Here is a 23880-nt window from a genome sequence, read left to right as displayed (position 1 = left end):
GGTCGAGGCGCAGCGGACGGACGGCCCGGTCGGTCAGACGTCAGGCGGTCAGCCGTCGGGCGGTCAGCCGTCGGGCCGTCGACCCGTCAGCCCGCGTAGACGTCCTCGACGTAGCGGCCGGCCTCGACCAGGCCCTGCAGCCAGTCCTGTGCCTGCCGCTCGTCCGCCCCCGGCGTGCGCTCCCGGTAGAGCGCCCGGAAGGCCTCCCGCACGCCGGGCGCCATCCGGGCGCCGTCGCCGCACACGTACACCTCGGCCCCGGCGGCGAGCAGCGCCCAGACCTCCGCCGCCTCGGCCGCGATCCGGTCCTGGACGAAGCGCCGCCCGTCCTGCGGCCGCTCGCTGAACGCGGGCCGCATCGAGACGGCGCCGGCCCGCTCGGCCGCCTCCAGCTCGGACCGGTGCAGGTAGTCGGCGTCCGGGGCGTCGCAGCCGAAGTACAGCAGCGCCGGGGCGAGCCCGGTTCCGGAGGAGAGCAGCGCCCGGCGGTCGGCGACGGCACCGCGGAAGGGTGCCAGGCCGGTACCGGCCGCGATCATGATCACCGGGGTGCCGTGCCCGATCCGGAACGCCTCCCGGCACGGCTGGACCCGGGCGAGCACGGTGTCCCCGACGGCCACCCGGTCGAGGTAGCCGGAGCCGGTGCCGCGGTAGGTGCCGCGGCCGGAGCGGGCCGGGGCGCTGAGCACCGACACCATCAGGTCGACCTCGCCGCCCCCTCCGGAGCCCCCCGCACCGGCGGCCGGTGAGGAGGAGATCGAGTAGTGCCGGGGCCGGATCGGCGGCAGCAGCTCCAGCAGCACCGGCCAGGTCAGCACCTCCCGCAGCGCCGGGTGGTCCTCGATCAGGTCCAGCAGGGTGCGCGGGTCGTCCGCGGGCAGCGCCCGCAGCGCGGCCTGCTCGGGCGGGCAGGGGTTGAGCGCGGCCAGTGCGGCGCGCTGCTCGGCGGTCGGGCGGTCCTGCAGCTCGACGTGGTGGGTGAGCAGTTCCCGGACGGTCAACGGGCGGTCGACGGCCGGCCCGGTGCGCCGGTGGCCGACGATGCCGAGCAGCGTCTCCGGGTCGGCGCCGAACAGCCGGGCGGCCCGCTCGACCAGGACGGGGTCGTTGGCCGGGAGCACGGTCAGGTGGTCGGCGGTCCGGTAGTCGGTGCCCGCCGGCAGGGCGAGCCGGACCAGCCGCTTCACCCGGTGGTAGCCGGGGTCGGTCAGGCTGTCGACGGCGGTGACGGTCAACTCGCTCATGCCGTGCCGGGCGGCCAGCGCGTGCAGCGGGCCGCCGACCAGCTCGGTCACGGTGAACCCGGCCTCCTCGCGCGGCGCGGCCACCGCCTCGGCGTCGCCGTGCCGGGTCAGCAGCAGGTCGGTCAGCGCCTCGGTGAACTCCCGTACCGTGCCGGTGAGATCGCCGGAGGCGTCGGCCTCCGCGCGGTCGAGCAGCCGGGTGCCGCCGAGGGCGGTGAGCCGCTCGTCGATCAGGCCGGGGACGCGCTGGTAGGTGGCGGCGTAGGTGCGGTCGCCGATGCCGAGCACGGCGTACTCGACGCCGGCGGCGGCGCCCTCCGGGGCCTCGCCCAGGCGGCGGAAGAACTCGGCGGCGTCGTCGGTGGGTTGGCCGTTGTACGAGGCGGCGGTGATCACCACCAGCCGGTCGGTGGGCAGGCCGTCGGCGTACGCGTCCAGCGGGGCGATCGCGGTGTCGCAGCCCAGGTCGGCCGCGGTCTCGGCGAGTTGGCGGCTGAACTCGCGGCAGGCGCCGTAGTTGGAGCCGTGCAGGAGCAGCAGTCCGGTGCCCTGGCGGACCCGGCCGGGGCGCTCGGCGACCTGCGCGACCCCGGCCCGCCGCACCCCCTGGTCCGGCTGGTCCGACCGGAGCGGCTGGACCGGCGCGGGGGTGCGCGGGGCGAGGGCGAGGGTGAACCCGTCGGGCTTGATGGTGAGGGTCTGCTTGAGGTTCAGCCGGTAGCCGGCGTGGTCGATCAGCCGGTAGCGGTGCACCAGCATGCCCAGCAGCATGGCCGCCTCGTGCAGCGCGAACTGCCGTCCGATGCAGGCGCGTTCGCCGGTGCCGAAGGGCTTGAAGGCGTGCGGCGAGCGGGCCTCCTCGCGCTTCGGGTCGAACCGGGAGGGGTCAAACAGCTCCGGGTTGTCGCCCCAGGCCCGGTCGCGGTGCAGCATCGGGGTCAGCACGAAGATCGGCAGTCCGGGGCGGACCGGGATCCGCCCGCCGAGCAGGGTCTCCGCCCGCGCCTCCCGGCTGAACTGGGGCGCCGTCGGCCACAGTCGCAGCGCCTCGCTGAGCACCTGCCGGGTGCGGCGCAGCCGGCCGACGTCCTCGTAGGAGGGCTCCGGGTCGGCCTGGTCGCCCCAGAGCGCGTCCACCTCCTGCTGCACCAGCCGGAGTTCGGAGGGGTGCTTGGCCAGGTAGTGCAGCGCGAAGGAGAGCGCGCCCGAGGTGGTCTCGTGGCCGGCGATCAGGAAGGTGATCACCTGGTTGCGGATGTTCTCGATGTCCAGCCGGGTGCCGTCGGAGGGGTGCACCGCGCCGAGCATCAGGCCGAGCAGGTCCTCGGCCGGCCCGGCCTCGGCACCGCTCTCCACCCGGGCGGCGATCACCTCGTCCACCACGCCGGCCAGGTAGTCGGCGTCCCTCCGGAAGGCGGCGTCCCGCTCGGTGTGGTCGAGGTCGGGGTCGCGGGTGAGCTTGGTCATCGCCCACTCCAGGCAGCGCACCATGGCCTCCACGAACGGGTGGGGCTCGTCCCGCTCGAAGGAGCCGAAGTCGAAGCCGAACCCGGCCAGCCCGATGGTGTCCAGGGTCATCCGGGTCATGTCGCCGGGCACGTCCACCGTCAGCCCGGCGGCCGAGCGGCGGTCCCAGGACTCGATCACCCGACGGGCCACCCTGAGCATCACCGGGTGGTAGGTGCGCATCGAGCCGAGCGCGAACGCCGGCATCAGGATGTCGTGCGCCCGGGCCCAGTTCGGTTCGTCGTTGTAGGCGGTGAACAGGCCGTCCCCGGTGAACTCCCGGACGTTCTCCAGCGCCGGGCCGACCGCCTTGGTGAAGCGCTCCTCGTCGGCCAGCTCCTCCACCAGCTCCAGGCTGCTGACCATCAGCACCTCCCGGCCGTGCAGGCGCTGGAGGAACACCGAGCCGTGCTCTCTGGCCAGGTCCATGGTCCGCAGCACGGGTACGTTGACCGGCGGCAGGCCGGAGATGTCCACCAGCGGCACCCCCGGCACCCAGGTGTCGATCACGGCCCCGGTGGCGGTCGCGGTCCCGTCGGCGGCCGCGGTCACGGCCCCGGAAACGGTGTCGCGGATGGCCTCGGCGGCGGCGTCGACGGCTTCGGACCTGGCCTCGGTCGTGGTGTCGGTCATCGGTGGGTCCCTCCCACGGCAGGAAAGTTCTCGGTATCTCCACTCTCTGCCCCCGCCGAACGGTCCGGGCCGCCCTCACTACATGATTGTGTAGTGCCAGCGGCATCAGGGGACTTGCCTACGACCCGTCAGTTCTGACCTGGGCGGTTGCCGCGGGAGGAGGACGAGGCATGCGACCGACCGACAGCTTCGGTCCGGCACCGGGCACCCGCCCGGACGCCGCGGTGATCTGGCGCAACCGGGCGCTGCGCCTGCTGGACCACGTGCCGCTGCCCATCGCGGTGTGCGAGTGGGGCGGCCGGATCCTGATCGTCAACCGCGCGATGGCCGCCGAGTTCGGCGGTCTGCCGGGCCAGTTGCGCAACCGCCGCATCCTGGAGTACTTCACCCTGCGGGACGACGCCACGCTCCAGGCACTCGGCGAGGCGGTCCGGCTGCACCGCCGCTCGCAGTACTCGGCCCGGGTCTCCTGGACGCCCGCCGGCCGCGGCGAGCGCCGGGGCGAGATGACCGTCGACCTGGTCAGCGACACCCCCGAGCAGACCCCGAACCTGCTGCTCTCCCTGCACGCCCGCGACGAACCCGCCACCCGCCCGACGCCGCCGGTCCCCGCCACCCGGCCCACGGCCAGCCCGATCGAGGCCCGGATCCTCGCCGCGGCCGCCCGGGGCGCCACCACCGCGCGGATCGCCAAGGAGATCGGCCTCACCCCGGACGGCGTCAACTACCACCTCACCCGGCTCTCCCGCCGCTGGCAGCTGCCCAACCGCACCGCCCTGGTCGCCCACGCGTACGCCCTCGGCGTCCTCGCCCCCGACACCTGGCCCCCGGAACCGGCCCACCCGCACTGACGGGGGCGGACCCGGTAGACCGGGGTGCGGTTGGCGTCGGCCTCCTCCCCCAGGGCGCGGACCCGCTACCGCCGCACCGGGCAGCCGATGCCACGTCACATCAGGGGACTCGGCGGTCCTCCGGTGCACCGGAGAACCGCCTGCACCGCCTGCACCGCCTGCACCGCCTGCACCGCCTGCACCGCCTGCACCGCCTGCGAATGGCCGCTCCCGACTCGCCGTCAGGACCGGCACGTGCTCTGGTAAGGCGCATGACCATCTCATCGCTGGCCCGCCTGGCCGTCCCGCTCGCCACCGCCGCCGTCCTCGCCCTCACCGGCGCCGCCCCCGCCCTGGCCCTCCCGGCCGACGTCACCCGCGAGCAGTGCGAGGCGGGCGGGGGCACCGTCCAGGGCGGCGGCTACTGCGTGGGCGCCGTCGGCGAGGACGAGTGGGGCGCGGACATCGACGGGCAGGGCATCGCCTGACCCGGCATCGCCGGCCCCCGCCTGACCGTCCCGCGCCATCACCACCCTGCGCCATCACCACCCTGCGTCACCGCCGCCCGGGGTCGAGCCCGGCGTCCCGCCCCTCGGACGCCGCCGACCCCCGGCCCGATGTCACCGTCCCGCAGCCGATGTCACCGCCGTGTGGGCGGAAGGTCGCGGACCGGTAAAAGCCTGACCCCCCGCCCCACCCCCGCGCTGACCGGCCGCTACGCTCTGGGCCGCGCCGCGCCACGGGGGCCGGCGGATCCGCCACGGGGGGAACCACAGTGCGTTACCTGGTCCGCGACCGCATGTTCGCCTTCCACGAGGAGGCCTGGATCGAGACCGAGCACCGGGAGAGGCTCTACCGGGTGAACCGGAGGTTCTTCCGGCTGCGCCGCACCTTCGCCCTGGTCGACACCCGCGGCGAACACGTCGCGAGCATCGTCCGCAAGGCCTTCACGATCCACCACACCCTGCTGATCAAGCAGGAGGGCCAGCCGACCGCCAAGATCAGCAAGAAGATGTTCGCGCTGTTCGGCGACCGCTTCAAGGTCCGTCTCGGCGACGGCCGCCGGCTCAAGGTCAGCGGCAACCTGTGGGACCGCGAGTTCGACATCCGGCACGAGGGCACCACCCTCGCCCACATATCCCGCCGCTGGTTCACCGTCCGCGACGCCTACGCCGTCGACGTGCTCAGCGAGCAGGACGCCCTGATCCTGGTCATCCTCGCGGTCTGCGTCGACCACGTGATCGAGGACGCCAAGGGCGACCAGCTGACCAACCTCTGACGGCTGTCACGGCAGCCGTCACGCCCCCAGGACCACCGGGTCCTCCGCCAGTTCGGCGAGCAGCGCGTCCAGCTTGGCCCGGTCGACCGAGGGCATCACGAACACGTGCACATAGCTGCGCCGGGTGGTCTCGTCGCCCGGGACCATCAGCACGTCCTGGGAGGACAGCGACCACTTGGCCACCAGCTCCGGGCTCGGCTTGCGGAACCGCACCGTGACGGCGCCCGGGGTGCGGGCCGGCCAGAGCTCGACGCCGAGCTCCCGCTCCAGCGCGACCAGCCGCCGCTCCAGGTAGGCCGCGAGCTCCTGGGCCCCGCGGATCCGCGCCACCTGGTCGCGGTAGGAGTACCGGGACAGGTGGTCCCAGAGGACCAGCGGGGAGAAGCCGTTGCGGGAGCCGGCGAAGGTCGTGTCCGGCGCGCCGATGTAGTCCGGCTGGGACGGCGGCGAGATCTGGTACTTCACCTTGGTCATGTAGATGCCGCACGGCCACGGCGCGCCCGCCCACTTGTGGCCGCTCATCGCGATCGAGGAGACCATGTCGACCTCGCCGTGCCCGGCGGTGGGCAGCCGCAGGCCGAAGTCGAACTCGGGCAGCTCCGCCTCCGGCGTCCAGCCGTACGCCTCCGGGTCCGCCGCGGCCAGCCGCAGGAACGGCGCGTACCCGGCGCCGAGCGCGCCGTCCACGTGGATCCAGAAGCCGCGGCGCAGGTCGACCAGCGGCCGGCCGGTCCGCGGGCAGCTGCCGTAGACCACCTCGCGCTCCACCAGCCCGTGCCGCTCGAAGATCGGCAGCAGTCGCTCGCAGACCGCCCGGACGTCGTCGTGGGCGCCCTTGAAGGTGCTGCCGAGGTTGAGGTTGACGAAGACCGGGTGCCCCTTGGCGGCGAAGAACTCGACCAGCACGGCGAGCGCGTCGACGTCTATCTCGCCCGTACCGTCCCAGGACAGCCCGGACGGGCCGGGGCGGGACGGCACCTCGGTGGGCCAGCTGCGCAGCCCGGTCACCGGGTCGACCAACGGGCACTCGTCGGGGTACAGCTCCAGGCCGACGGCGTGGAAGGTCTCCACGCCCAGCACGGCGACGGCCTTGGCGAAGGAGTAGTGGGTGTCCTCGGAGTAGAACGCCACCGGGTGGTGGGCGTTCGGGTTGTGCCGGTCCGGGTCCGCCTTGACGTAGCGCAGGGTGTCGAGCGGGACGGTCGGCGGCTGGATCAGCGCCTTGCCGCTGAGGTAGTCCCGGGCGTTCCACAGGGCGTACATGTTGCCCTCGGTCGAGCCCATGGACAGCATGTAGCCCCAGTAGGACTCCGGGTCGGCGGGGTCGTGCGGCCGCTCGGCGTGCCAGAGCTTCGCGTAGTAGTCGAGCACCGCGCGCTCGACGACCTTGGTGTTGGGCTTGTAGCCGCCACTCTGGAACGGGTCGCCGAGGTTGTTGATGTTGTTCGGCAGGAACCGGGCCAGGTCCAGCGCGGTGCCCTGCATGTCCTGGGTGGCCTGGTAGCCCACCAGGTGCTTGCGCTTGCGGGTCAGGTACTCGTCCACGGCGTCCAGCGCGCGCAGCCGCCGCTCCTCGCCCAGACCGCCCTCGGGGAGGGCGAAGTCGCCGCCGTCCAGCTCCGGACCGGGGTCGACGGCGGTCGCGGCGAGGGGGAAGGCGGTCGGGCTCATGGGCGGTGCGCTCCGGGTTCTTCAGGCACGACGACGGACGGCCGTCACCGTCGGTCGCGATCGTCGATCACGTTCGTCGATCGCGGTCGTCGGTAAGGACCGTCGGTAAGGATGGAACTTTCGGACGCCCCTGGGAAGCCTCGCCGAAGAACATTCGATCCATGCCCGACCAGGTTTGCGATCCTGCGGAAACGGCTGGAATCCTGGCAGGCATGCCGAACAATCCGCAGGCCCGCCGGGCACCGATCGACCACGTCGACCGGGCGATCATCCGCGCCCTGGCCGACAACGCCCGCCTCCCCAACAACGCCCTCGCGGCCGCCGTCGGCATCGCCCCCTCCACCTGCCTGGCCCGGGTCCGGGCCCTCCAGGAGCGCGGCACGATCCGTGGCTTCCGGGCCGAACTGGACCCCGCCGCGATCGGTCTGCCGCTCCAGGCGATGATCTCGGTCCGCCTACGCGCCCACACCCGCGAGCAGAACGAGAGCTTCCGCGGCACCGCCCCCGACCTGCCCGGCGTCCTCGCCGTCTTCCACATGGCCGGCTCCGACGACTACCTGCTGCACGTCGGCGTGGCCGGCCCCGAGGCCCTGCGCGACTTCGTCGTCGACCACCTCACCACCCACCCCGCGGTCGCCCAGACCCGCACCAACCTGATCTTCGAGCAGATACCGGGCCGCCACTACCTCGCCCCCGGCCCCTGACGGCCGGGCCCGTCAGCCGCCCTCGGCCGCCTCCCCCGACCGGAGCGAGTATTCCCTTGACCGGAGTGAGTGCTCACTCCGATACTGTCGAGCATGACACCGGAACCCACCCGTCGACGGGCACCCGCAATGGATCCCGACAGCCGCCGGGAGATGATCGTCCGGACCGCCCTCCCGCTCGTGATCGAGCACGGCAGCGCGGTGACGACCCGCCAGATCGCCCAGGCCGCCGGCATCGGGGAGGGCACCATCTTCCGCGTCTTCGCGGACAAGGACGAACTCCTCGACGCCTGCACGGCCGAGGCGCTCAGCCCGGCCACCGCACTCGCCGAACTCGCCCTCGTCCCCCTGGACCAACCGCTCGCCGCCCGGCTGGCCGAGGCCGCCACGGCGCTGCAGGCCCACCTGGAGCGGATCGGCGCCCTGATCGGCGCTCTCCACGCGACCGGCGGGCGCGAACGGACCGGCCGCACCGGCACCGCGGGCGCACCGCCGGACCGGGCGGCCGGCTCGCTGCCGGTCCGGGCCGCCGTGGCCGAACTCTTCGCCCCGGACCGCGACGCGCTCCGGCTGTCCCCGGATCAGGCGGCGGCGGTCTTCCTCGGCCTCCAGTTCGTCGGGGTCCACGAGCCGGCGGACTCACCGGCCCGGCTGACCACCGAGGAGCTCGTCGACCTCGTCCTGCACGGCGTCCTGTCCCGGCCGACCGAACCCTGAGCGGCGCGCATGCCCATCACGCTGAACCACACCATCGTCCCGGCCCACGACAACGAGGCCGCGGCGCGCTTCTTCGCCTCCGTCATGGGCCTGGAGTACCGGGGCGCCGACCGGCACTTCGCGCCGGTACGGGTCAACGAGGCGCTCACGCTGGACTTCCTGTCCGTCGCGACCCCGGAGGGGCACCACCTGGCCTTCGACGTGGACCCGGAGACCTTCGACGGGATCCTCGGCCGGCTGCGCGCCGCCGGGGTGCCGTACGGTGACGACCCGCGCGAACCCGACAACGGGCGGATCGACCACCCGCTGTGCGCCCGCGGCCTGTACTTCGCCGACGCGGCGGGGAACCTCTACGAGGTCATGTCGCCCGCGTGACGGCGCCGACTCCACGTCTTCCGATCCAGCCGGGCATGCGGCGCCCGGCAGGACCGGAAGCCCGGCGGAACCGAACCGGGAGGCCCTACCCGGCGGTCTCCTCGATGCCGCCGAGCAGGGCCCGGACGGTCTCGCGGGCGAAGTCCTCCAGGGCGCCCGGTCTGAGCACGTCGGCCGGGCCCTCCCCGGCGTAGAAGACCTCCAGGAAGGCCCGGTGGAAGCAGGCCCCGATCAGCAGCATCGCGGTGGCGTCCGGGTCGACGTCGGCGATCCGGCCGAGTTGCCGCTCCGCCCGCAGGTAGTCGGCCAGACGTGAACTGACGTGGTGCGGACCGGCGTTGTCGAGCCTGCGGCGGTGGGCGGCGAGCAGTTCGGGGCTGGCGAGCAGTCCGCCGGCCATCGGGAAGGACTGCCGGTAGAACGGCACCGCGACCAGGACGACCGCCTCCAGGTGCTCACGCACCGTGCCCTGCCCGGCCCGGGCGGGCAGTTCGGCGATGGCCTCGGCCAGCCGCGGGGCGCGTTCGCGCAGGACCCGGACGAAGATCTCCTCCTTGTCCCGGAAGTGCTTGTAGAGGGCGGCCTCCGAGCAGCCCGCCTCCCGGGCGATCTGCTTCGTGGTCGCCTTGACCAGACCGACCGTGCCGATCAGCCGGGCCGCGGCGTCCAGCACCCGCGCCCTGGTCAGCGCCCCTCCGGTGAGCGGCCCGGCCTCGTCGCGCTTCCCCTCGTCCGTCATGGGCGCCAGCCTACCTTGACGTGTGGGTGAGTGCTCACTCACCATGGAGGAGAGGAGGGGAGTGAACACTCACCCACCCCTCACTCACCCTGCACCCGCCCTGCACTCACCCACCCCCGGGAGGGGCCATGAAACTCGCCGTTCTGGGCGCCACCGGCGGCATCGGCCGCCACCTGGTCGCCCTCGCCCTCGCCGACGGACACCAGGTGACGGCCGCCGTCCGCGACCCGGCCCGACTGCCCGTCCAGCACGACCGGCTGACCGTGGTCCGGGCCGACGCCCTGGACCCGGTCTCCCTCGAACCCGTGATCGCGGGCGCCGACGCCGTCCTCTCCGGCATCGGCGCGATCGGCCGGATCGATCCCCGCAAACCGGCCTCGACCTCCGCCCGCGCGGCGGCCACCGCCATGGCCGCCACTGGAGTGCGCCGCATCCTGGTGGTCAGCGCCGGCCCGCTCAACCGCTCCGGGGCCGGGCAGTCCCTGCTCAGCGCGAAGGTCTTCGGCCCGCTGCTGTGGGCCGTGCTCCGGGACGTCTACACCGACCTGGAGGCCATGGAGCGCATCCTGCGCGCGAGCGACCTGGACTGGACGGCGGTGCGGCCGCCGCGACTGACGGACCACCCCGGCCAGGGGCGCTACCGGCACGCCGTCGAGGCCGGACCGGCCGGGGCCGCCGTCCCGCGCGCCGACGTCGCCCGGGCCATGCTGGACCTGGTCGCCGACCCGACGAGCTTCCGGCACGCGGTCGGCGTCAGCTCCTGAGCCCCGACCCGGCTCCGCCCACGATTTCGCCACGTTCTCCACGGATGTGCGGGAAAAGTGGAGTCGACGCGTCCTGCCCCCTTGTCAGGCCCAAGGTTCCTCCCTACCTTCGTGGTTCGGGATCCCGGGCGGCTCGCACTCCGAGCGTCCGTGAGGGCTGCGACCCATGGCGTGTCATCGGAGCACGACAAGAGATCTGGAGGCGTCACATGCCCGGAACCATGATCGAGGAGATCCGCGACGCGGGTCCGCTGGTGGTCGACGACGAGGCCGTCCTGTTCGAGGACGACGACCGCACCGACCGGGAGGCCACGGCCTGTCTCGCCGACCCGTGGGTCACGGCCACCACCCGACTCGCCTGCGACTTCAACTCCTGACGGTGACCGGTTCCACCGCCGGCCGCCGCGGTTGGTCCGACGACACCTGGTCGTACCTGACCGACCCGCGGATGCCGGCGGTGGAACACGGTTGGAAGCTGCACCTCTCGGCGCGGCCCGGTGGGCTGGCCGAGCTGACCGCCCTGGTGCTGCCGGTGCTGGCGCGGCACGTCTGCCACGCCAAGTGGGCGGCTGGCCCGGAGGTCCTGCGGGAGCTCAACTCCGGTGGGCGCGGCGACGGTTCGGTCGGCAAGGCGGTCACCGTCTACCCGGCCCCGGACACCGTGGTCGCGCTCGCCGACGAACTCGTCACGGCGCTGCGCGGCCGGGAGGGTCCACAGGTCGTCAGCGACCGGCAGGTCGACCCGGACGCACCCGTCTACTACCGGTACGGGCCGTTCACCGGCGACTACCGGACCGGCCGGAGCGGACGGCTGGAGTCGGTCATGGTCGGCCCGGACGGCCGGCTCTTCGACGGGCTGGCGGTCGGCTCCTACCGCTGCCCGCCCTGGGCCGCCGACCCCTTCGCGCAGCGGGCGGCCACCACCCGCACCTCCCCCGACCCGGCCACCACCCGCGCCTCCCCCGGCCTCGGCGGCGGCCGCTACCGGGTCACCGTCGGCATCGCCCGCAAGCCCCAGGGCAACGTCTACCGGGCGGTCGACCTGACCGACGGACGGCCGGTGGTCGTCAAGCAGGCCCGCGCCTTCGTCGCCGAGGACGAGTCCGGCGCGGACGCCCGCACCCGACTGCACAACGAACGGGCCGTCCTCACCGCGCTCGACGGCCTCCCCGGCGTACCCCGGGCCCTCGACTGCTTCCGGCACCGCGCGGACGATTACCTGGTGATGACCAGCTGCGGCGACCGCGACCTGCGCCGCGAGGTCCAGCAGCACGGCCCGTACGCCCCCGACCGGCTCGCCGACCTGGCCGGGCGGCTGCTCCGCCTCCTGGACGGCATCCATCGGCGGGGCGTGGTGGTCCGCGACCTGAAGCCCGACAACGTCGCCCTGGACGCCGAAGGCCGGTGCCACCTGGTCGACTTCGGGATCAGCGCCCTGAACGGCACCGACCCGGACGGCGCGACGCCCGGCTACAGCGGACCGGTCCGGCGCCCGACCGGAGAGCCGGCCCAACCCGCCGACGACTACCACGCGTTGGGCGCGACCCTCGCCTTCGCCGCCACCGGCCTGGACCCGGTGATCGTCGACCCGGACCCCGCCGTCAACCGGGACCGCACCCTGACCGGTCTCGACTGGGCCCTACCCGGCGCCGAACACCGTCAACTGCGCGACCTGATCGCCGAATTGACCAGCGCCGACCCGGCGGTCCGAGCCGCCGGCGCACACCGGCTGCGCACCGGGACGCCCTCCGGGAGCCGCCCGCACCACCCCGGCCCGCCGCGCGGCCCCGGGCAATCGCTTGTCGACGACGACCTGCTCGCCGAGATCATCGCGCACACCAGCGCCTACTGCGTCGCCGAGGCCCACCGGATCGCCGACCCGGCGCTCGCCGCCCGAACGGCCGTCCCGACCCCGATCGACGTCTACGGCGGCAGCGCGGGCCTCGGCCTGGAGCTGCTCCGCCACCTCCACCGGCCCGGCGTGCCCGAGGCCGTCGACGCGCTGGCGCACTGGACGGCGGGCCAGTCCCGCAGCCTGTCGCCGGGCTTCTACTCCGGCCGCACCGGCGTCGACCTGTTCCTCACCGAGGCCGGGATCACCACCACCCACATCACCGACAGCGTTGGGCCGCCCGCCCGGGGCCCGGACGGCGGACCACCCGAGGCGGACCTGATCGAGGGCGTCGCCGGCATCGGCATCGGCCGCCTGCTGCTCGCCCGGCACCCCGGCACCGACCACGCCCGGCACCTCGCCGTGGCCGCCGACTGCGCCCGGATGCTGGCCTCCGGCCAGGCCCGGCTGTCACCCGCGGGCGCCGACACCCCCGGCCGCGCCGCCCTGCGCGAGGGCCTGGCGCACGGCACCGCGGGCATCGCCTACTTCCTATTGGAGTACGGGAGTTCGAGCGGCGACCCGACCGCCCGCCGCCGGGCCGAACAGGCCTGCGCCCAGCTGGCCGCCGTCACCCCGGACCTGCTCGCCCGGGCGACCGCGCCGGGCGCGACCCGGCGCTACGGCTCCTGGTGCCGTGGCCTGGCCGGGGTCGGGGCGGTGCTGGTCCGGGCCGCCGACCGGCTCGACGAGCCCGGGTACCTCGCCCTCGCCCAGCGGACCGCCCGCACCTGTGCCGCGCTCGCGCCGCGGATGCCGCTGGTCACCCAGTGCTGCGGCCTCGCCGGGGTCGGCGACCTGCTGGTGGACGTCGCCGTCGCGTCCCGGTCCTGCTCCGAGGAGTTCTGGGACGCCGCCACGACCGTCGCCGCCGTCATCCTGAGCCGCAGCGGCGGCACCCCGTCCCGCCCGGTCTTCCCGGACACCGGCCTCACCCGGCCCTCCGCCGCCTGGGCCGGCGGCTCCGCCGGCGTGCTCGGCTTCCTCCGCCGCCTGCACGACCGGGGCGGCCCACGCCTCGGCCTGCTCGACTGACCAGCGTCGGCCAACCAGGACCGACGGACCTCACCTACGGACCCACCTGAGCCGCCCCGCCGCCATCCGGCCGAGGCCCCGCGCTGAGCACTCCGGTGACGATCTAACTTTGCGCTCATGAGAACTCACTCTTCGCGCTCGACCGCCCCGCGCGGCGGCCGGGCCGGGCGCTGGGCACGGGTCGGCATCGCCGCCGCCACCACGCTGCTGTTCGGCGCCACCGCGCCCGGCGGCGCCGTCGCCCGCCCCGCCACCCCCGGCCCGTTCCTCGGCCCGCTGAACACCGTCTCCACGGTGGCCTCCACCGTCCCGGCCAACGGCGACGTGAACCCGTACGGCACGTTCACCATTCGGCACAGCGTCGGCCGACTGAACCGCGGCAACGTGCTGGTCAGCAACTTCAACAACTCGACCAACCTGCAAGGCACCGGCACCACCCTGGTGCAGGTCGGCCCGGACGGCACCACCAGCCTGTTCGCGCAGATCGACCCGGCGCACCTGCCGGGCCCCTGCCCCGGCGGGATCGGCCTCACCACCGCCCTGACCGTACTGCCGGGTGGCTGGGTCGTGGTCGGCAGCCTGCCCACCCTGGACGGCACCGCCGCCACCGCCCAGGCCGGCTGCCTGCTGGTGCTGGACAGCAGCGGAGCGGTGCGCGAGACGATCGCCGGCGACGGCATCAACGGGCCGTGGGACATGACCGCCGTCAGCTTCGGCGACCGCGACGAGCTGTTCGTCACCAACGTGCTCAACGGGACGGTGGCCGGCGGCGGGAGCGTGGTCAACCAGGGCACCGTGCTGCGGATCACCCTGTGCCGACAGGGGGACGAGCCGCCACAGCGGGTCGCGACCACCCGGATCGGCTCGGGCTTCGGTGAGCGGAGCGACCCCACGGCCCTGGTGGTCGGCCCGACCGGCGTCGGCCTCGGCCGTGACGACACGCTCTTCGTGGCGGACACCGTCGGCAACCGGATCACCGCGATCCCCGACGCCCTCCACCGCACCGGCGACACCGGAACCGGCGCCGTGGTCAGCAGCGGCGGCGCCCTCAACGGGCCGCTCGGCCTCGCCGTCGCCCCCGGCGGCGACGTCCTCACGGTGAACGCCGGGGACGGCAACATCGTCGAGACCACCCCGACGGGCGAGCAGGTCGCGGTCCGTACGCTCGACAGCAGCGGCACCCCGCCCGGCGCGGGTGCGCTGTTCGGCCTGGCGGTCGACCTCGACCGGAACGCGGTCTACTTCGTCGACGACGCGACCAACACCCTCAACGTCCTCCACTGAACGGCGTTCCCCCGAGCGTGCCCCGGCGCCGACCGCCGGGGCACGCTTCGCCGTTCAGCCCCCGCCCACACCCAACAGCCTCCGCCAGCGAGGCAGTTCGGTGACGCGACCAAAACACCTCCACCACGTATCCGGCACACCACAGGGCACCGACTCCGGCCCACCGACAAGGACTTGGTATGAGCACGGCAAAGGCTTCCCACCCCCCTGTCCGCCAACTGGACGGACCACCGGCCGAGTTGATGTGGTGTCCGGGCTCAACCCGTACCAACAAACCTCCCACACCCTCACACTCGGGAGCAGACGCATGCGCACACCGCTCAAGGCCGCCGCCCACACCCTCACCGCGCTGGCCCTGGCCGCCTTCTGCACCACCGCGCTGGCCACCGGCGCCGAGGCGCAACCCGCCCCGGCCGGCGCCCACTTCGGCGCCAAACCGCTCACCCCCGGCGCCGGGCACCGGTCGGCCACGGCCGCCACCAACACCCTCTCGGTCGGCTCCGCCGCCGGCCAGGGCGTGGTGTCCCCCACCCCCAAGGTGTACCTGGTGTTCTGGGGCACCCAGTGGTCCTCCGACCCGGCGAAGGTCGCCCCCGACATGCAGAACATGTTCAAGGGCCTCTACGGCGCCAAGGACACCTGGGGCACCATCCTCTCCCAGTACTGCGAGGGCGTCGCCGTCGGCACCACCACCTGCGGCACCAAGGGCGTCCACGTCCAGCACCCGGCGACCACCCCGCTGGCCGGCGTCTGGTTCGACAAGTCCGGTGCCGCGCCCACCAACGCGACCGCCGCCCAGATCGCCGCCGAGGCCGGCAAGGCCGCCGCCCACTTCGGCAACACCACCCAGGCGCCCAACCTCAACGCCCAGTACGTGGTGCTCTCCCCCACCGGAACGCACCCCGACGGCTTCCCCAACTCCGGCTTCTGCGCCTGGCACGACTTCACCAGCACCGCGTACGGCAAACTGGCCTACACCAACCTGCCGTACATCCCGGACAACGGCGCCGGCGCCTGCACCACCTTCACCGACGGCCGGCTGCTCTCCGGCATCGAGTCCACCGAGACCCACGAGTACGCCGAGACCGTCACCGACTTCTGGCCCAGCATCGGCTGGAACGGCAGCGGCGGAGAGATCGGCGACGAGTGCATCAACCTCGACGCCTACGTCACCCTGAGCACCGGCACCTTCGACCTCCAGGGCCTGTGGTCCAACAGCGCCAACAAGTGCGTGACGCACGGCTGACGGCCACGCGCCGAGGCATGGGGGGAAGCCCCCACGCCTCCCTGCCACCTCACCCCAGACCCAGCACCGCCTCCGCGAAGGCCCCCGGCGCCTCCTGCGGCACGTTGTGCCCCACCCCGGGCAGCGTCCTGACCTCGCACGGCCCGGTGAACCGCTCCGTACCGGTCTGATCCACGGCGGGGATCACCCCGTTCTCCTCGCCCACCAGGACCACCGTGGGCGCCGCGATCGACGGCCGGGCCGCCAACACCTCCTCCAACTCCCGGTAACGCGGGTCGCCTTCGACCAATCCGAAGCGATGCCGGTAGGAGTGGATCACGACGTCCACGAAGTCCGGATTGTGCAGACTGACCGCCGAGGCCGCGAACGCCTCCTCCACCCCCGCCCACGTCGGCGACCAGAGCCGCCAGAGCAGCCCGCACAGCTCCTCACGGTTCCGCTCCAGCCCCTGGCGGCCCCGCTCGGAATGGAAGTAGTACTGGTACCAGAGGTTGCGCTCCGCCTCCGGCGAGGCCGGCTCCATCGCCCGGGCGATGTCCTGAACGGTGTAACCACCCGCCGCGACCAGGCCCTCGACCCGCTCCGGCCACAACGCCGCCGCCGCACAGGCCGCCCGCCCACCCCAGTCGTAACCGGCGACCACGGCCCGCTCGATCCCCAGCGCGTCCATGAACTCCACCAGATCCCGCGCCAACGCGGCCTGCTGCCCGCTACGCACCGCCCCCTCCGCCAGGAACCGCGTCGGCCCGTACCCCCGCAGGTACGGCACCAGCACCTCCCGCCCGGCCCCGGCGAGCAGCCCCGCCACCTCGTCGTAGGCCCGCACGTCGTACGGAAAGCCGTGCAGCAGGATCACCGGAACGTCGGACGCCCGTCCGCGCTCACCGACCCGGTGGTAGGCGATCTCCAGCACCGGCGTCGTCACCCGGTGCAGGTCGTAGGAAGTCGAAGTCATCCGGCCATGCTCGCACGGCCCGAAGCGGGCAGGGTCGCGGGTCAACACAGGTACTGCTCCGACCACATGAGCGCCCTGCGCACACAAGTCGACCCCGGCACCGGACCCGACCGCGGCACCATGACACGGCGTGGCCCCGGTACACCGAACCGGCCGCGCCGGTCCGCCTCCGGAGGTCCCCGGCGCCGTAGGGTCCTCCTCGAAGAGACGGGGCCGACCGGTCGCCCGAACCGGGGCGTCGGAAGGCGTCGTGCCACGGGATCAACACGACGAAGGGCTGACACGCCACATGCGACAGCGCAGTCTGCGGGACCTCCAGGTGTCGGCCATCGGCCTCGGCTGCATGGGGATGTCCGCCTTCTACGGCACGGCCGACCAGGACGAGGGCGTCGCAACCATCCGGCGCGCCCTGGACCTCGGCATCACCTTCCTCGACACGGCGCAGGTCTACGGACCGCTCACCAACGAATCCCTGGTCGGCGAGGCCGTCCGGGGTCACCGCGACGAGTACGTGATCGCCACGAAGTTCAACTACCGCATGGACGGCGCGGTTCCGGGTGACATGTCGACCGTCGGCCGCCAGGACGGCTCCGCCGAGCACGTCCGCAGTTCCGTCCACGGTTCGCTCACGCGGCTCGGCACCGACCGCATCGACCTGTACTACCAGCACCGGGTCGACCCGAACGTGCCCATCGAGGAAACCGTCGGCGCCCTCGGCGAACTGGTCGCCGAGGGCAAGGTCCGGCACATCGGGCTGAGCGAGGCCAGCGCGGAGACCATCCGCCGCGCCCACGCCGTCCACCCGGTCACCGCCGTCCAGAGCGAGTACTCGCTCTGGAGCCGGGACGTGGAGGCCGAGGTCCTCCCCACCTGCCGGCAACTCGGCATCGGCTTCGTACCGTACTCCCCACTCGGCCGCGGCTTCCTCGCGGGCCGCTTCAGCTCCCCCGACGAGCTGGACCGGGACGACTTCCGCCGCACCAACCCGCGCTTCGCCGAGGCCAATCTGGCGGCCAACCTGCAGCTCGCGGAGAAGGTGAAGGAGATCGCCGCCGAGAAGGACGTCACCCCGGCCCAGCTGGCGATCGCCTGGGTCCTGACCCGCGGCGAGAACGTCGTGCCGATCCCCGGCACCAAGCGCCGCACCTATCTGGAGCAGAACGCGGGCGCGGTCGACGTCGAACTGACCGCTGAGGACCTGGCCCGCATCGACGCCGAGCTGCCCGAGGCGGCGGGCGAGCGCTACGACGAGGACGGGATGCGGGCAGTGAACCGCTGACCGACCGGTCCGACGTCGGTGGTTCAGCGGTGTTCGGGGTTCTCGAAGTCGAAGCGGCAGCCGGCGTCCCACTCGGAACGCTGGTTGCCGTGGGCCGGGATGCCGCCGGCGTCCTTGAGCATGCGGGCCAGGTGGAGCTGGTTCCAGGTCATGAAGGTGGTGTTGCGGTTGGTGAAGTCGTTCTCCGGGCCGCCCGATCCCGGGTCGAGGTACGACGGCCCGGGCCCGGCCTCGCCGACCCAACCCGCGTCGGCCTGGGGCGGGATGGTGTAGCCCAGGTGCTGGAGGCTGTAGAGGACGTTCATCGCGCAGTGCTTGGCGCCGTCCTCGTTGCCGGTGATCAAGCAGCCGCCGACCCGCCCGTAATAGGCGTACTGGCCCTCGGCGTTGAGGATCGACGAGCAGGCGTACAACCGCTCGATGACCTTCTTCATCACGGAGGAGTTGTCCCCCAGCCACACCGGTCCCGCGAGTGTCAGGATGTCGGCGGCCATCACCTGGGAGTAGATCACCGGCCACTCGTCGGTCTCCCAGCCGTGCTCGGTCATGTCCGGCCAGACGCCCGTCGCGATGTCGATGTCGACCGCTCGGAGGACCTCGACCGCGACGCCCTGGCGCTCCAGGATGCCGGTGCTGACGTCGATCAGGCCCTGGGTGTGGCTGCGCTCCGGGGAGCGTTTGAGGGTGCAGTTGATCACCAGGGCGCGCAGGTCGGTGTAGGACGTCGTCGGGTCCGGCATGGGTTCCTCACTCGGAGCGGTCGGGAGACCGGCGGGGTCGCGGACTCCCGGCACAGCTCACCAGCCGGGCCGTCCGGGCGCTCGCGGGGCTGGGCCGGTCGCCTGACGGCGCGCCGCTCACCGGGCCGCCGTCGGCGGCGGCAGCCGCAGGCCGGCCAGGTCCGGGGGGACGCAGGAGTCGGGGCGGAAGAAGTAGGGGGCCGCCTCCCCGTCGGTCGCGGTGGCGGGCGCGTCGGTGAGCCGGAAGCGGTCCCGGAGGCGCCCGTAGAAATCGGTGGGCCGCAGGCGGACGAGCCGTACGCGTTGCGGGGCGCGGTACACGCCGATCCAGTCGCCCGGGTCGAGGACGCCCCGCAGCCGGCCGTCGATGCTGACGGCGGCGCGGCCGGAGTGCGGCAGGACGCGCAGCGCGATCGGTTCGTCGGGGGCGGCCACGACGGTGCGGTTGAAGGTCATGTGGGCGGCGATCGGGGTGAAGACGACGGCGTCCATGTGCGGGGAGAGCACGGGTCCGCCGGCGGCGAAGCTGTAGGCGGTGGAGCCGGTGGGGGTGGCGACGACGAGGGCGTCGGCGGAGTAGGCGGCCAGCAGCCGGCCGGAGATGTAGACACCGGCGCTGACCTGGTGGTCCCGGGCGAGTTTCTCCACCACCACGTCGTTGAGGGCGTTGACGTCGAGGGGCAGGCCCCAGCCGTCGCCCGCGGTGCTCTCCGGCCGCACCTGCGGTGGCGGCAGGGCGGGGCCGCGGCCGTAGGTGAGGAACGCCTCCAGTTCCGCGGGCACCTCCGGCGGCCGGGAGGCCCGCAGGGTCAGGGTCATCCGCTCCTCGACCGGGGCGTGGCCGTCGTGGACGGCGTCGAGCGCGGCGGCGATGTCGCAGGCCGGCACCTCGGTGAGGAAGCCGACCTTGCCGAGGTCGACGCCGAGCACGGTGGCGCCGGTCTTGACGGCGATCCGGGCGCCGCGCAGGAAGGTCCCGTCCCCGCCCAGGGTGACGACCAGGTCTGGGTCCCCGGCGGCGTGGGCCTCCTCGCGGGCGGAGCGGCGGTGCTGCTCCGCGGACCACACATCGATCTCGGTGCACCGGACGCCGTGCGCCTCGCACCAGCCGTGCACGACGCGCGCGGCGGCCCGGGCAGCGGCCCGGCCCTGGTGGACCACCAGTCCGACACGGTGCACGGGCATGACGGACCTCGCCTGATTTCCTCGTTCCACGGCGGCGCCCGCCGGACTGCGGAGGCCGCCTGTTCCCACCGGGCCCATCCTGACGCCTCGCCGTACGATCGGCCCGCCGACTTACTACACCCCCATTGCAGTATTAGCGCAACAGTGTTGCCCTAGCTGCACGAGCATCCACCCGCACGCCTGGGCCTGCCAAGGGGGCTCCCGGTCAGGCCTCGGCGAGGCGGGCGGCCAGCGCGTCCAGGCCGAAGGAGCCGTGGGCGAGCACCCGGGAGTGCCAGGCCCGGAGGTCGAAGTCCGCGCCCTGTCGACGCCGGGCGGCCTCCCGGCCCTCCAGCCAGACGCGTTCGCCGAGCTTGTAGCCGATGGCCTGGCCGGGCCAGCCGAGGTAGCGGTCGATCTCGGAGGCGCGGCGCGGGAACTCGCTGCCGTGGTGGGCGGCCATGAACCCGTCCGCGAGGGCGGGGGTCCAGCGCTCGCCGGCGTGGCCGCTCCACTCCTCGGTGGCCGCGTCGGCGGGGACGGCGAGTTCCAGGTGCATGCCGAGGTCGACGATCACCCGGATGATCCGCAGCATCTGCTTGTCCAGGTAGCCGAGCCGGCGGGCCGGGTCGGTCAGGAAGCCCAGTTCGTCCATCAGCCGCTCGGCGTACAGCGCCCAGCCCTCCTTGTCGGCGCTGACCGCCCCGAGGGTGATCTGGTACGTGCTGAGCCGGTCGGCGCAGGCCGTCCAGCGGGCGGTCTGCAGGTGGTGGCCCGGCACGCCCTCGTGGTACCAGGTGCTGACCAGCTGCCAGGTGGGGAAGGACGTCCGGCCGAGGGTGGGCAGGTAGGTGCGGCCGGGACGGCTGAAGTCCAGGCTGGGGCCGTTGTAGTAGGGCGCGCCCGAGCTGCCCGGCGGCGCGATCCTGGTCTCCACCCGGCGCATCGCCCCGGTGATGTCGAAGTGGGTGCCGTCCAGGGCGTCGATCGCCTCGTCGATGACCTGCTGGAGCCAGGCGCGGACGTTCTCCTCGCCCTCGACGGCGTGGCCGTGCCGGTTGAGGTGCGCCATGGTGGCCCGGACGCCCGCGCCGGGGAGGATCCGCTCCGCCTCGACCCGCATCTCGGCGACCGTGCGGTGGAACTCCTCCCAGGCCCAGGCGTACGCCTCCGCCGGGTCGGTGTCGGCGCCGTTGGACCAGCGGGCGGCACGCAGGTAGCGCTCACGGCCGACGGCGTCCGGGGTGCCGTCGGCGGCGGGCAGGTAGGTGTCGTGCAGCCAGTCGCGGAAGGCCGCCGTCGCGGCGGTCGCACGCTCGGCGGCGGTGTCGAGTTCGCTCCGCAGTACGGCGGGGCCGCCCGCCGCGAACCCGGTGAACCAGCTCGCGCCGCCGTTCTCCCGCCCGGTCCAGGCGTCGAGTTGGGCGATCACCGCGCGGGCCTGCCGGGGTGCGCTCAGCAGCCCGCGGCCGATGCCCTCGGCGAGGGTGGCCCGGTAGCCGTCCAACGCGCCCGGCACTCCGCGCAGCCGCCCGGCGACGGCGGCCCACTGCTCCTCGGTGTCGGTCGGCATCATGGTGAGGATTCCCCGCACCTGGTGCAGCGGCGAGTTGACGTTGCGCAGCGCCCGGAAGTGGTCCCCGGCCTCGTGCACCGCGAGTTCGGCGGTGAGCCGTTCCCGCAGCAGCCCGGCGCAGTCCCGCTCGGCGGGATCGCCGCAGAGATCGCCGCTGAGATCGTTGCCGGGACCGTCACCGGGAGCAGCGGCCGCGTCGAGCACCGCGAGTGTCCTGCGGGCCAGTTCGGCCCGCGCCTCGAAGCCCTCCGGCGACAGGTCCGGCTGCCGGTCGTCGCCGGGGTGCAGACCCAGTCTGGTCGCGGTCGCCGGGTCGAGTTCGGCGACCCGTGCGACGTGCTCGTCGGCGATCGTGCGGGCGGACTTCGGCGTCTCGGGCATGCCCCCATGCTCGCTCAGCGGTCGACCGGCCGTCCAGGGTGCCGGACTTCGGACACCCCGGACGGCCGGTCGGCCCGCGGGATCAGCCCTGGCAGATCCCCCGGCTGTAGTCGAAGGTCGCCGCGGCCTGCGAGTACTGCCACTGCGGGGCGAGCAGCTGGGCGTCCAACTGCGCTGCGGCGGTGCGGTTCTCGACCACGTAACCGAAGTCCTGCAGCCAGGCCGGGTACAGGTTCTTGGAGCCGATGAAGAAGGCCGACCCGTCGACCGAGACCAGCTTGTGGTGCAGCGCGTACGGGTGGCCGTCGGCCCAGGTCGGGGTGGACGCGGCCCGGAACGGGGCGAGTTGGAGGTTGCGGCACATCGTGGTCCGGGCCTTGGCCGGGTCGCCGAGGCGGGCGGTGAGCCGGGCGGCGAGGGTGTCGCTGATCTCGTTCAGCGACCTGATCTGCGAGTAGCCGCCGCTGCCGACCGTGCCCCGGTTGGCGGGGTCGCTGACCACGATGCGGACCTTCACGCCGTCGGCGAGCTTGCCGGCCAGCTGGTCGAAGAGCCGCACGTCGTAGCGGGGCATCGGCGGGCAGGTGCCGGTCATGTCCTGCTGGGAGATGTCGATCCGGCTGCCGGCACCGGCGATCAGGGCGCGCAGCGCGCTCTCCTCCGGGTTGACCGCCGCGTAGTCGCGGTCGTCGTTGGTGCGGTCGCGCAGGCCGATCGGGCCGCACTTGACGTCGTCGACGGCCGGCAGCGGGCCCGGACGGTAGTCGGAGGCGGGGTCGGTGTCGCGGATCCCGACGCCCAGGCCGCCGACGGCGATCACCGGCAAGGTGCCGGTGGCCGGCACCTGGGCGGCCGGCGGGTTGAGCCGCTGCTCCAGGTCCGGGGTGCACCCGGCGCCGTTGGTGGAGGCGAACCAGGCGGCCGAGAGGAGGCCGCTGTTGCGGCAGGTCCAGTCCCACAGGGTGTCCAGGTAGGCGCCGGCGGAGGCGGCGGCCGGGCCGGTCAGCGCGAGGTCGACGTCGCTCACCGGGTGGGCGGTGTCCAGGTAGTCGTTCTTCCAGTTGTTGATCCCGCCGGTGATGACGCTCTGCCCGTCGACGACCAGCAGCTTGGAGTGGTTCCAGGAGAACGCCGTCTTCGCGGTGGTCATCGAGGCCACCTCGACGGTCACACTGCGCGCGGCGCCGCCGAGCCGGGCCACCAGGTCGTCCCGGTACTTCGAGGGCAGCGCGGTGATGTTGTACAGCGGCGCGGCCCCGGCCAGGATCCGCACGTGCGGGGTGTTGCCCGCGGCCACCGACGCCTTGAGGCCGTCCGCGATGGCGTCCTGGAACGCACCGTCCGGGAAGGGCGCGAGAGTTGATATGTCGACGGTCCGGGTGGCCCGGCCGATGTTCTCCCTCATCTTGTCCAACAGCCGCTTGGTGCCTGCCCGTTCGGTGCAGGAGGCGTCGCCCCAGCACCCCGGCGTCTGCAGCAGCCAGCCGCCCGGGTCGCCGGCCGGCGCGTCCAGCCGGTTGCCGGCCGTCCGCTGCCACACCGTCCCCTCCGTCCCGGGGGACACCTGGCGCAGGGCCTGCTCGACCGCGTCCAGGTAGGGAGTGGCATCCGCCTGGGCAGCGGAGGCGGGGGCCGGTTCGGCGAACGCGGGGGCGACGGGCAGCAGGGCGACGGCGGCGACGAGGGCCAGCGCGGAACCGGCCAGACGGCGGCCGGAACGGCGGGACTGGTGAGAGAGCACGTACGAGTCCTTCAAAGGAGGCCGGGGACGTTCACCCGGACGACTCCTTTAAATTACCTTAAGTTAACCTGATGTGGCGTCATGGTCCCATCAAACCTGCCGATTCGGCCTGACACAGGCTCAGGA

20 protein-coding genes are annotated in these 23880 nt (G+C 73.5%); 12 read left to right on the top strand and 8 right to left on the bottom strand.

Annotated features, from left to right (window positions below):
- Positions 1–86: 86 nt before the first annotated feature.
- Positions 87–3383: a bifunctional cytochrome P450/NADPH--P450 reductase gene (locus ACIP4P_RS02170; protein WP_400913794.1), complete on the bottom strand. Its 3297-nt coding sequence runs from the start codon at positions 3381–3383 to the stop codon at positions 87–89.
- Positions 3384–3553: 170 nt separating this feature from the next.
- On the opposite strand from ACIP4P_RS02170, the gene ACIP4P_RS02165 reads away from it, so the two are divergent.
- The 3 genes from ACIP4P_RS02165 to ACIP4P_RS02155 all read left to right on the top strand — a co-directional run bounded on the left by ACIP4P_RS02165 (position 3554) and on the right by ACIP4P_RS02155 (position 5492).
- Positions 3554–4234, top strand: coding sequence for a LuxR C-terminal-related transcriptional regulator (locus tag ACIP4P_RS02165; RefSeq protein ID WP_400913792.1), 681 nt, complete (start codon positions 3554–3556; stop codon positions 4232–4234).
- A 251-nt stretch (positions 4235–4485) separates the two neighbouring features.
- On the top strand, positions 4486–4701 hold the full coding sequence (locus tag ACIP4P_RS02160) for a hypothetical protein (RefSeq protein ID WP_350510809.1): 216 nt from the start codon (positions 4486–4488) through the stop codon (positions 4699–4701).
- A gap of 287 nt (positions 4702–4988) precedes the next feature.
- Complete coding sequence (locus ACIP4P_RS02155; protein ID WP_400913790.1) at positions 4989–5492, top strand: LURP-one-related/scramblase family protein; 504 nt, start codon at positions 4989–4991, stop codon at positions 5490–5492.
- 18 nt (positions 5493–5510) lie between these two features.
- On the opposite strand, the gene ACIP4P_RS02150 is transcribed toward ACIP4P_RS02155, so the two are convergent.
- On the bottom strand, positions 5511–7163 hold the full coding sequence (locus ACIP4P_RS02150) for a histidine decarboxylase (protein WP_400913788.1): 1653 nt from the start codon (positions 7161–7163) through the stop codon (positions 5511–5513).
- Positions 7164–7375: 212 nt separating this feature from the next.
- Here ACIP4P_RS02150 and ACIP4P_RS02145 point away from each other — a divergent pair, with 212 nt between their 5' ends.
- From ACIP4P_RS02145 to ACIP4P_RS02135, 3 genes are all read left to right on the top strand, one after another.
- Positions 7376–7867: an Lrp/AsnC family transcriptional regulator gene (locus ACIP4P_RS02145; RefSeq protein ID WP_400913787.1), complete on the top strand. Its 492-nt coding sequence runs from the start codon at positions 7376–7378 to the stop codon at positions 7865–7867.
- A gap of 129 nt (positions 7868–7996) precedes the next feature.
- Complete coding sequence (locus ACIP4P_RS02140; RefSeq protein ID WP_400913785.1) at positions 7997–8584, top strand: TetR/AcrR family transcriptional regulator; 588 nt, start codon at positions 7997–7999, stop codon at positions 8582–8584.
- A gap of 9 nt (positions 8585–8593) precedes the next feature.
- On the top strand, positions 8594–8959 hold the full coding sequence (locus ACIP4P_RS02135) for a VOC family protein (RefSeq protein ID WP_400913783.1): 366 nt from the start codon (positions 8594–8596) through the stop codon (positions 8957–8959).
- Between the two features lie 85 nt (positions 8960–9044).
- On the opposite strand, the gene ACIP4P_RS02130 is transcribed toward ACIP4P_RS02135, so the two are convergent.
- Complete coding sequence (locus ACIP4P_RS02130) at positions 9045–9698, bottom strand: TetR/AcrR family transcriptional regulator (RefSeq protein ID WP_400913782.1); 654 nt, start codon at positions 9696–9698, stop codon at positions 9045–9047.
- Positions 9699–9826: 128 nt separating this feature from the next.
- On the opposite strand from ACIP4P_RS02130, the gene ACIP4P_RS02125 reads away from it, so the two are divergent.
- The 5 genes from ACIP4P_RS02125 to ACIP4P_RS02105 all read left to right on the top strand — a co-directional run bounded on the left by ACIP4P_RS02125 (position 9827) and on the right by ACIP4P_RS02105 (position 15918).
- Positions 9827–10462, top strand: coding sequence for an NAD(P)-dependent oxidoreductase (locus tag ACIP4P_RS02125; protein ID WP_400913780.1), 636 nt, complete (start codon positions 9827–9829; stop codon positions 10460–10462).
- 209 nt (positions 10463–10671) lie between these two features.
- On the top strand, positions 10672–10839 hold the full coding sequence (locus tag ACIP4P_RS02120; protein ID WP_400913779.1) for an SflA family class IV lanthipeptide: 168 nt from the start codon (positions 10672–10674) through the stop codon (positions 10837–10839).
- A gap of 2 nt (positions 10840–10841) precedes the next feature.
- Entirely contained in the window at positions 10842–13388 is a 2547-nt protein-coding gene (gene lanL / locus ACIP4P_RS02115; protein ID WP_400913777.1) for a class IV lanthionine synthetase LanL, read from the top strand.
- Positions 13389–13505: 117 nt separating this feature from the next.
- A complete protein-coding gene (locus tag ACIP4P_RS02110) occupies positions 13506–14672 on the top strand; it encodes a hypothetical protein (RefSeq protein ID WP_400913776.1) in 1167 nt (388 codons plus the stop codon).
- A gap of 307 nt (positions 14673–14979) precedes the next feature.
- Entirely contained in the window at positions 14980–15918 is a 939-nt protein-coding gene (locus ACIP4P_RS02105) for a hypothetical protein (protein WP_400913774.1), read from the top strand.
- Positions 15919–15967: 49 nt separating this feature from the next.
- On the opposite strand, the gene ACIP4P_RS02100 is transcribed toward ACIP4P_RS02105, so the two are convergent.
- The gene (locus tag ACIP4P_RS02100) at positions 15968–16873 is read right to left on the bottom strand and encodes an alpha/beta fold hydrolase (RefSeq protein ID WP_400913772.1); all 906 of its coding nucleotides are present in this window, start codon (positions 16871–16873) and stop codon (positions 15968–15970) included.
- A gap of 289 nt (positions 16874–17162) precedes the next feature.
- Between ACIP4P_RS02100 and ACIP4P_RS02095 the strand changes: the two genes are divergently transcribed.
- A complete protein-coding gene (locus ACIP4P_RS02095) occupies positions 17163–18152 on the top strand; it encodes an aldo/keto reductase (RefSeq protein ID WP_400913769.1) in 990 nt (329 codons plus the stop codon).
- A 23-nt stretch (positions 18153–18175) separates the two neighbouring features.
- On the opposite strand, the gene ACIP4P_RS02090 is transcribed toward ACIP4P_RS02095, so the two are convergent.
- The 4 genes from ACIP4P_RS02090 to ACIP4P_RS02075 form a co-directional block, all read right to left on the bottom strand.
- Entirely contained in the window at positions 18176–18892 is a 717-nt protein-coding gene (locus ACIP4P_RS02090; RefSeq protein WP_400913767.1) for a flavodoxin family protein, read from the bottom strand.
- A 117-nt stretch (positions 18893–19009) separates the two neighbouring features.
- The gene (locus ACIP4P_RS02085) at positions 19010–20077 is read right to left on the bottom strand and encodes an NAD(+)/NADH kinase (protein ID WP_400913765.1); all 1068 of its coding nucleotides are present in this window, start codon (positions 20075–20077) and stop codon (positions 19010–19012) included.
- 205 nt (positions 20078–20282) lie between these two features.
- The gene (locus ACIP4P_RS02080; protein WP_400913763.1) at positions 20283–22013 is read right to left on the bottom strand and encodes a DUF885 domain-containing protein; all 1731 of its coding nucleotides are present in this window, start codon (positions 22011–22013) and stop codon (positions 20283–20285) included.
- A gap of 82 nt (positions 22014–22095) precedes the next feature.
- Positions 22096–23754 (bottom strand): phospholipase, encoded by a 1659-nt coding sequence (locus ACIP4P_RS02075; protein WP_400913762.1) that lies wholly within the window; start codon positions 23752–23754, stop codon positions 22096–22098.
- Positions 23755–23880 lie beyond the last annotated feature (126 nt).

The organism is Kitasatospora sp. NPDC089509 (assembly GCF_044749365.1).
GTDB lineage: Bacteria > Actinomycetota > Actinomycetes > Streptomycetales > Streptomycetaceae > Kitasatospora.
The sequence above is the reverse complement of the archived record's forward strand: the minus strand, read 5'-3'. Positions and strand labels throughout refer to the sequence as shown.

Bases quoted from the DNA above. Each gene is read 5' to 3' on its own strand.
- ACIP4P_RS02120 (WP_400913779.1), top strand. From the start codon at position 10,672: ATGCCCGGAACCATGATCGAGGAGATCCGCGACGCGGGTCCGCTGGTG.
- ACIP4P_RS02150 (WP_400913788.1), bottom strand. From the start codon at position 7,163: ATGAGCCCGACCGCCTTCCCCCTCGCCGCGACCGCCGTCGACCCCGGT.
- ACIP4P_RS02145 (WP_400913787.1), top strand. From the start codon at position 7,376: ATGCCGAACAATCCGCAGGCCCGCCGGGCACCGATCGACCACGTCGAC.
- ACIP4P_RS02110 (WP_400913776.1), top strand. From the start codon at position 13,506: ATGAGAACTCACTCTTCGCGCTCGACCGCCCCGCGCGGCGGCCGGGCC.
- ACIP4P_RS02130 (WP_400913782.1), bottom strand. From the start codon at position 9,698: ATGACGGACGAGGGGAAGCGCGACGAGGCCGGGCCGCTCACCGGAGGG.
- ACIP4P_RS02100 (WP_400913772.1), bottom strand. From the start codon at position 16,873: ATGACTTCGACTTCCTACGACCTGCACCGGGTGACGACGCCGGTGCTG.
- ACIP4P_RS02170 (WP_400913794.1), bottom strand. From the start codon at position 3,383: ATGACCGACACCACGACCGAGGCCAGGTCCGAAGCCGTCGACGCCGCC.
- ACIP4P_RS02090 (WP_400913767.1), bottom strand. From the start codon at position 18,892: ATGCCGGACCCGACGACGTCCTACACCGACCTGCGCGCCCTGGTGATC.
- ACIP4P_RS02165 (WP_400913792.1), top strand. From the start codon at position 3,554: ATGCGACCGACCGACAGCTTCGGTCCGGCACCGGGCACCCGCCCGGAC.
- ACIP4P_RS02135 (WP_400913783.1), top strand. From the start codon at position 8,594: ATGCCCATCACGCTGAACCACACCATCGTCCCGGCCCACGACAACGAG.
- ACIP4P_RS02095 (WP_400913769.1), top strand. From the start codon at position 17,163: ATGCGACAGCGCAGTCTGCGGGACCTCCAGGTGTCGGCCATCGGCCTC.
- ACIP4P_RS02080 (WP_400913763.1), bottom strand. From the start codon at position 22,013: ATGCCCGAGACGCCGAAGTCCGCCCGCACGATCGCCGACGAGCACGTC.
- ACIP4P_RS02085 (WP_400913765.1), bottom strand. From the start codon at position 20,077: ATGCCCGTGCACCGTGTCGGACTGGTGGTCCACCAGGGCCGGGCCGCT.
- ACIP4P_RS02125 (WP_400913780.1), top strand. From the start codon at position 9,827: ATGAAACTCGCCGTTCTGGGCGCCACCGGCGGCATCGGCCGCCACCTG.
- ACIP4P_RS02105 (WP_400913774.1), top strand. From the start codon at position 14,980: ATGCGCACACCGCTCAAGGCCGCCGCCCACACCCTCACCGCGCTGGCC.
- ACIP4P_RS02140 (WP_400913785.1), top strand. From the start codon at position 7,997: ATGGATCCCGACAGCCGCCGGGAGATGATCGTCCGGACCGCCCTCCCG.
- ACIP4P_RS02160 (WP_350510809.1), top strand. From the start codon at position 4,486: ATGACCATCTCATCGCTGGCCCGCCTGGCCGTCCCGCTCGCCACCGCC.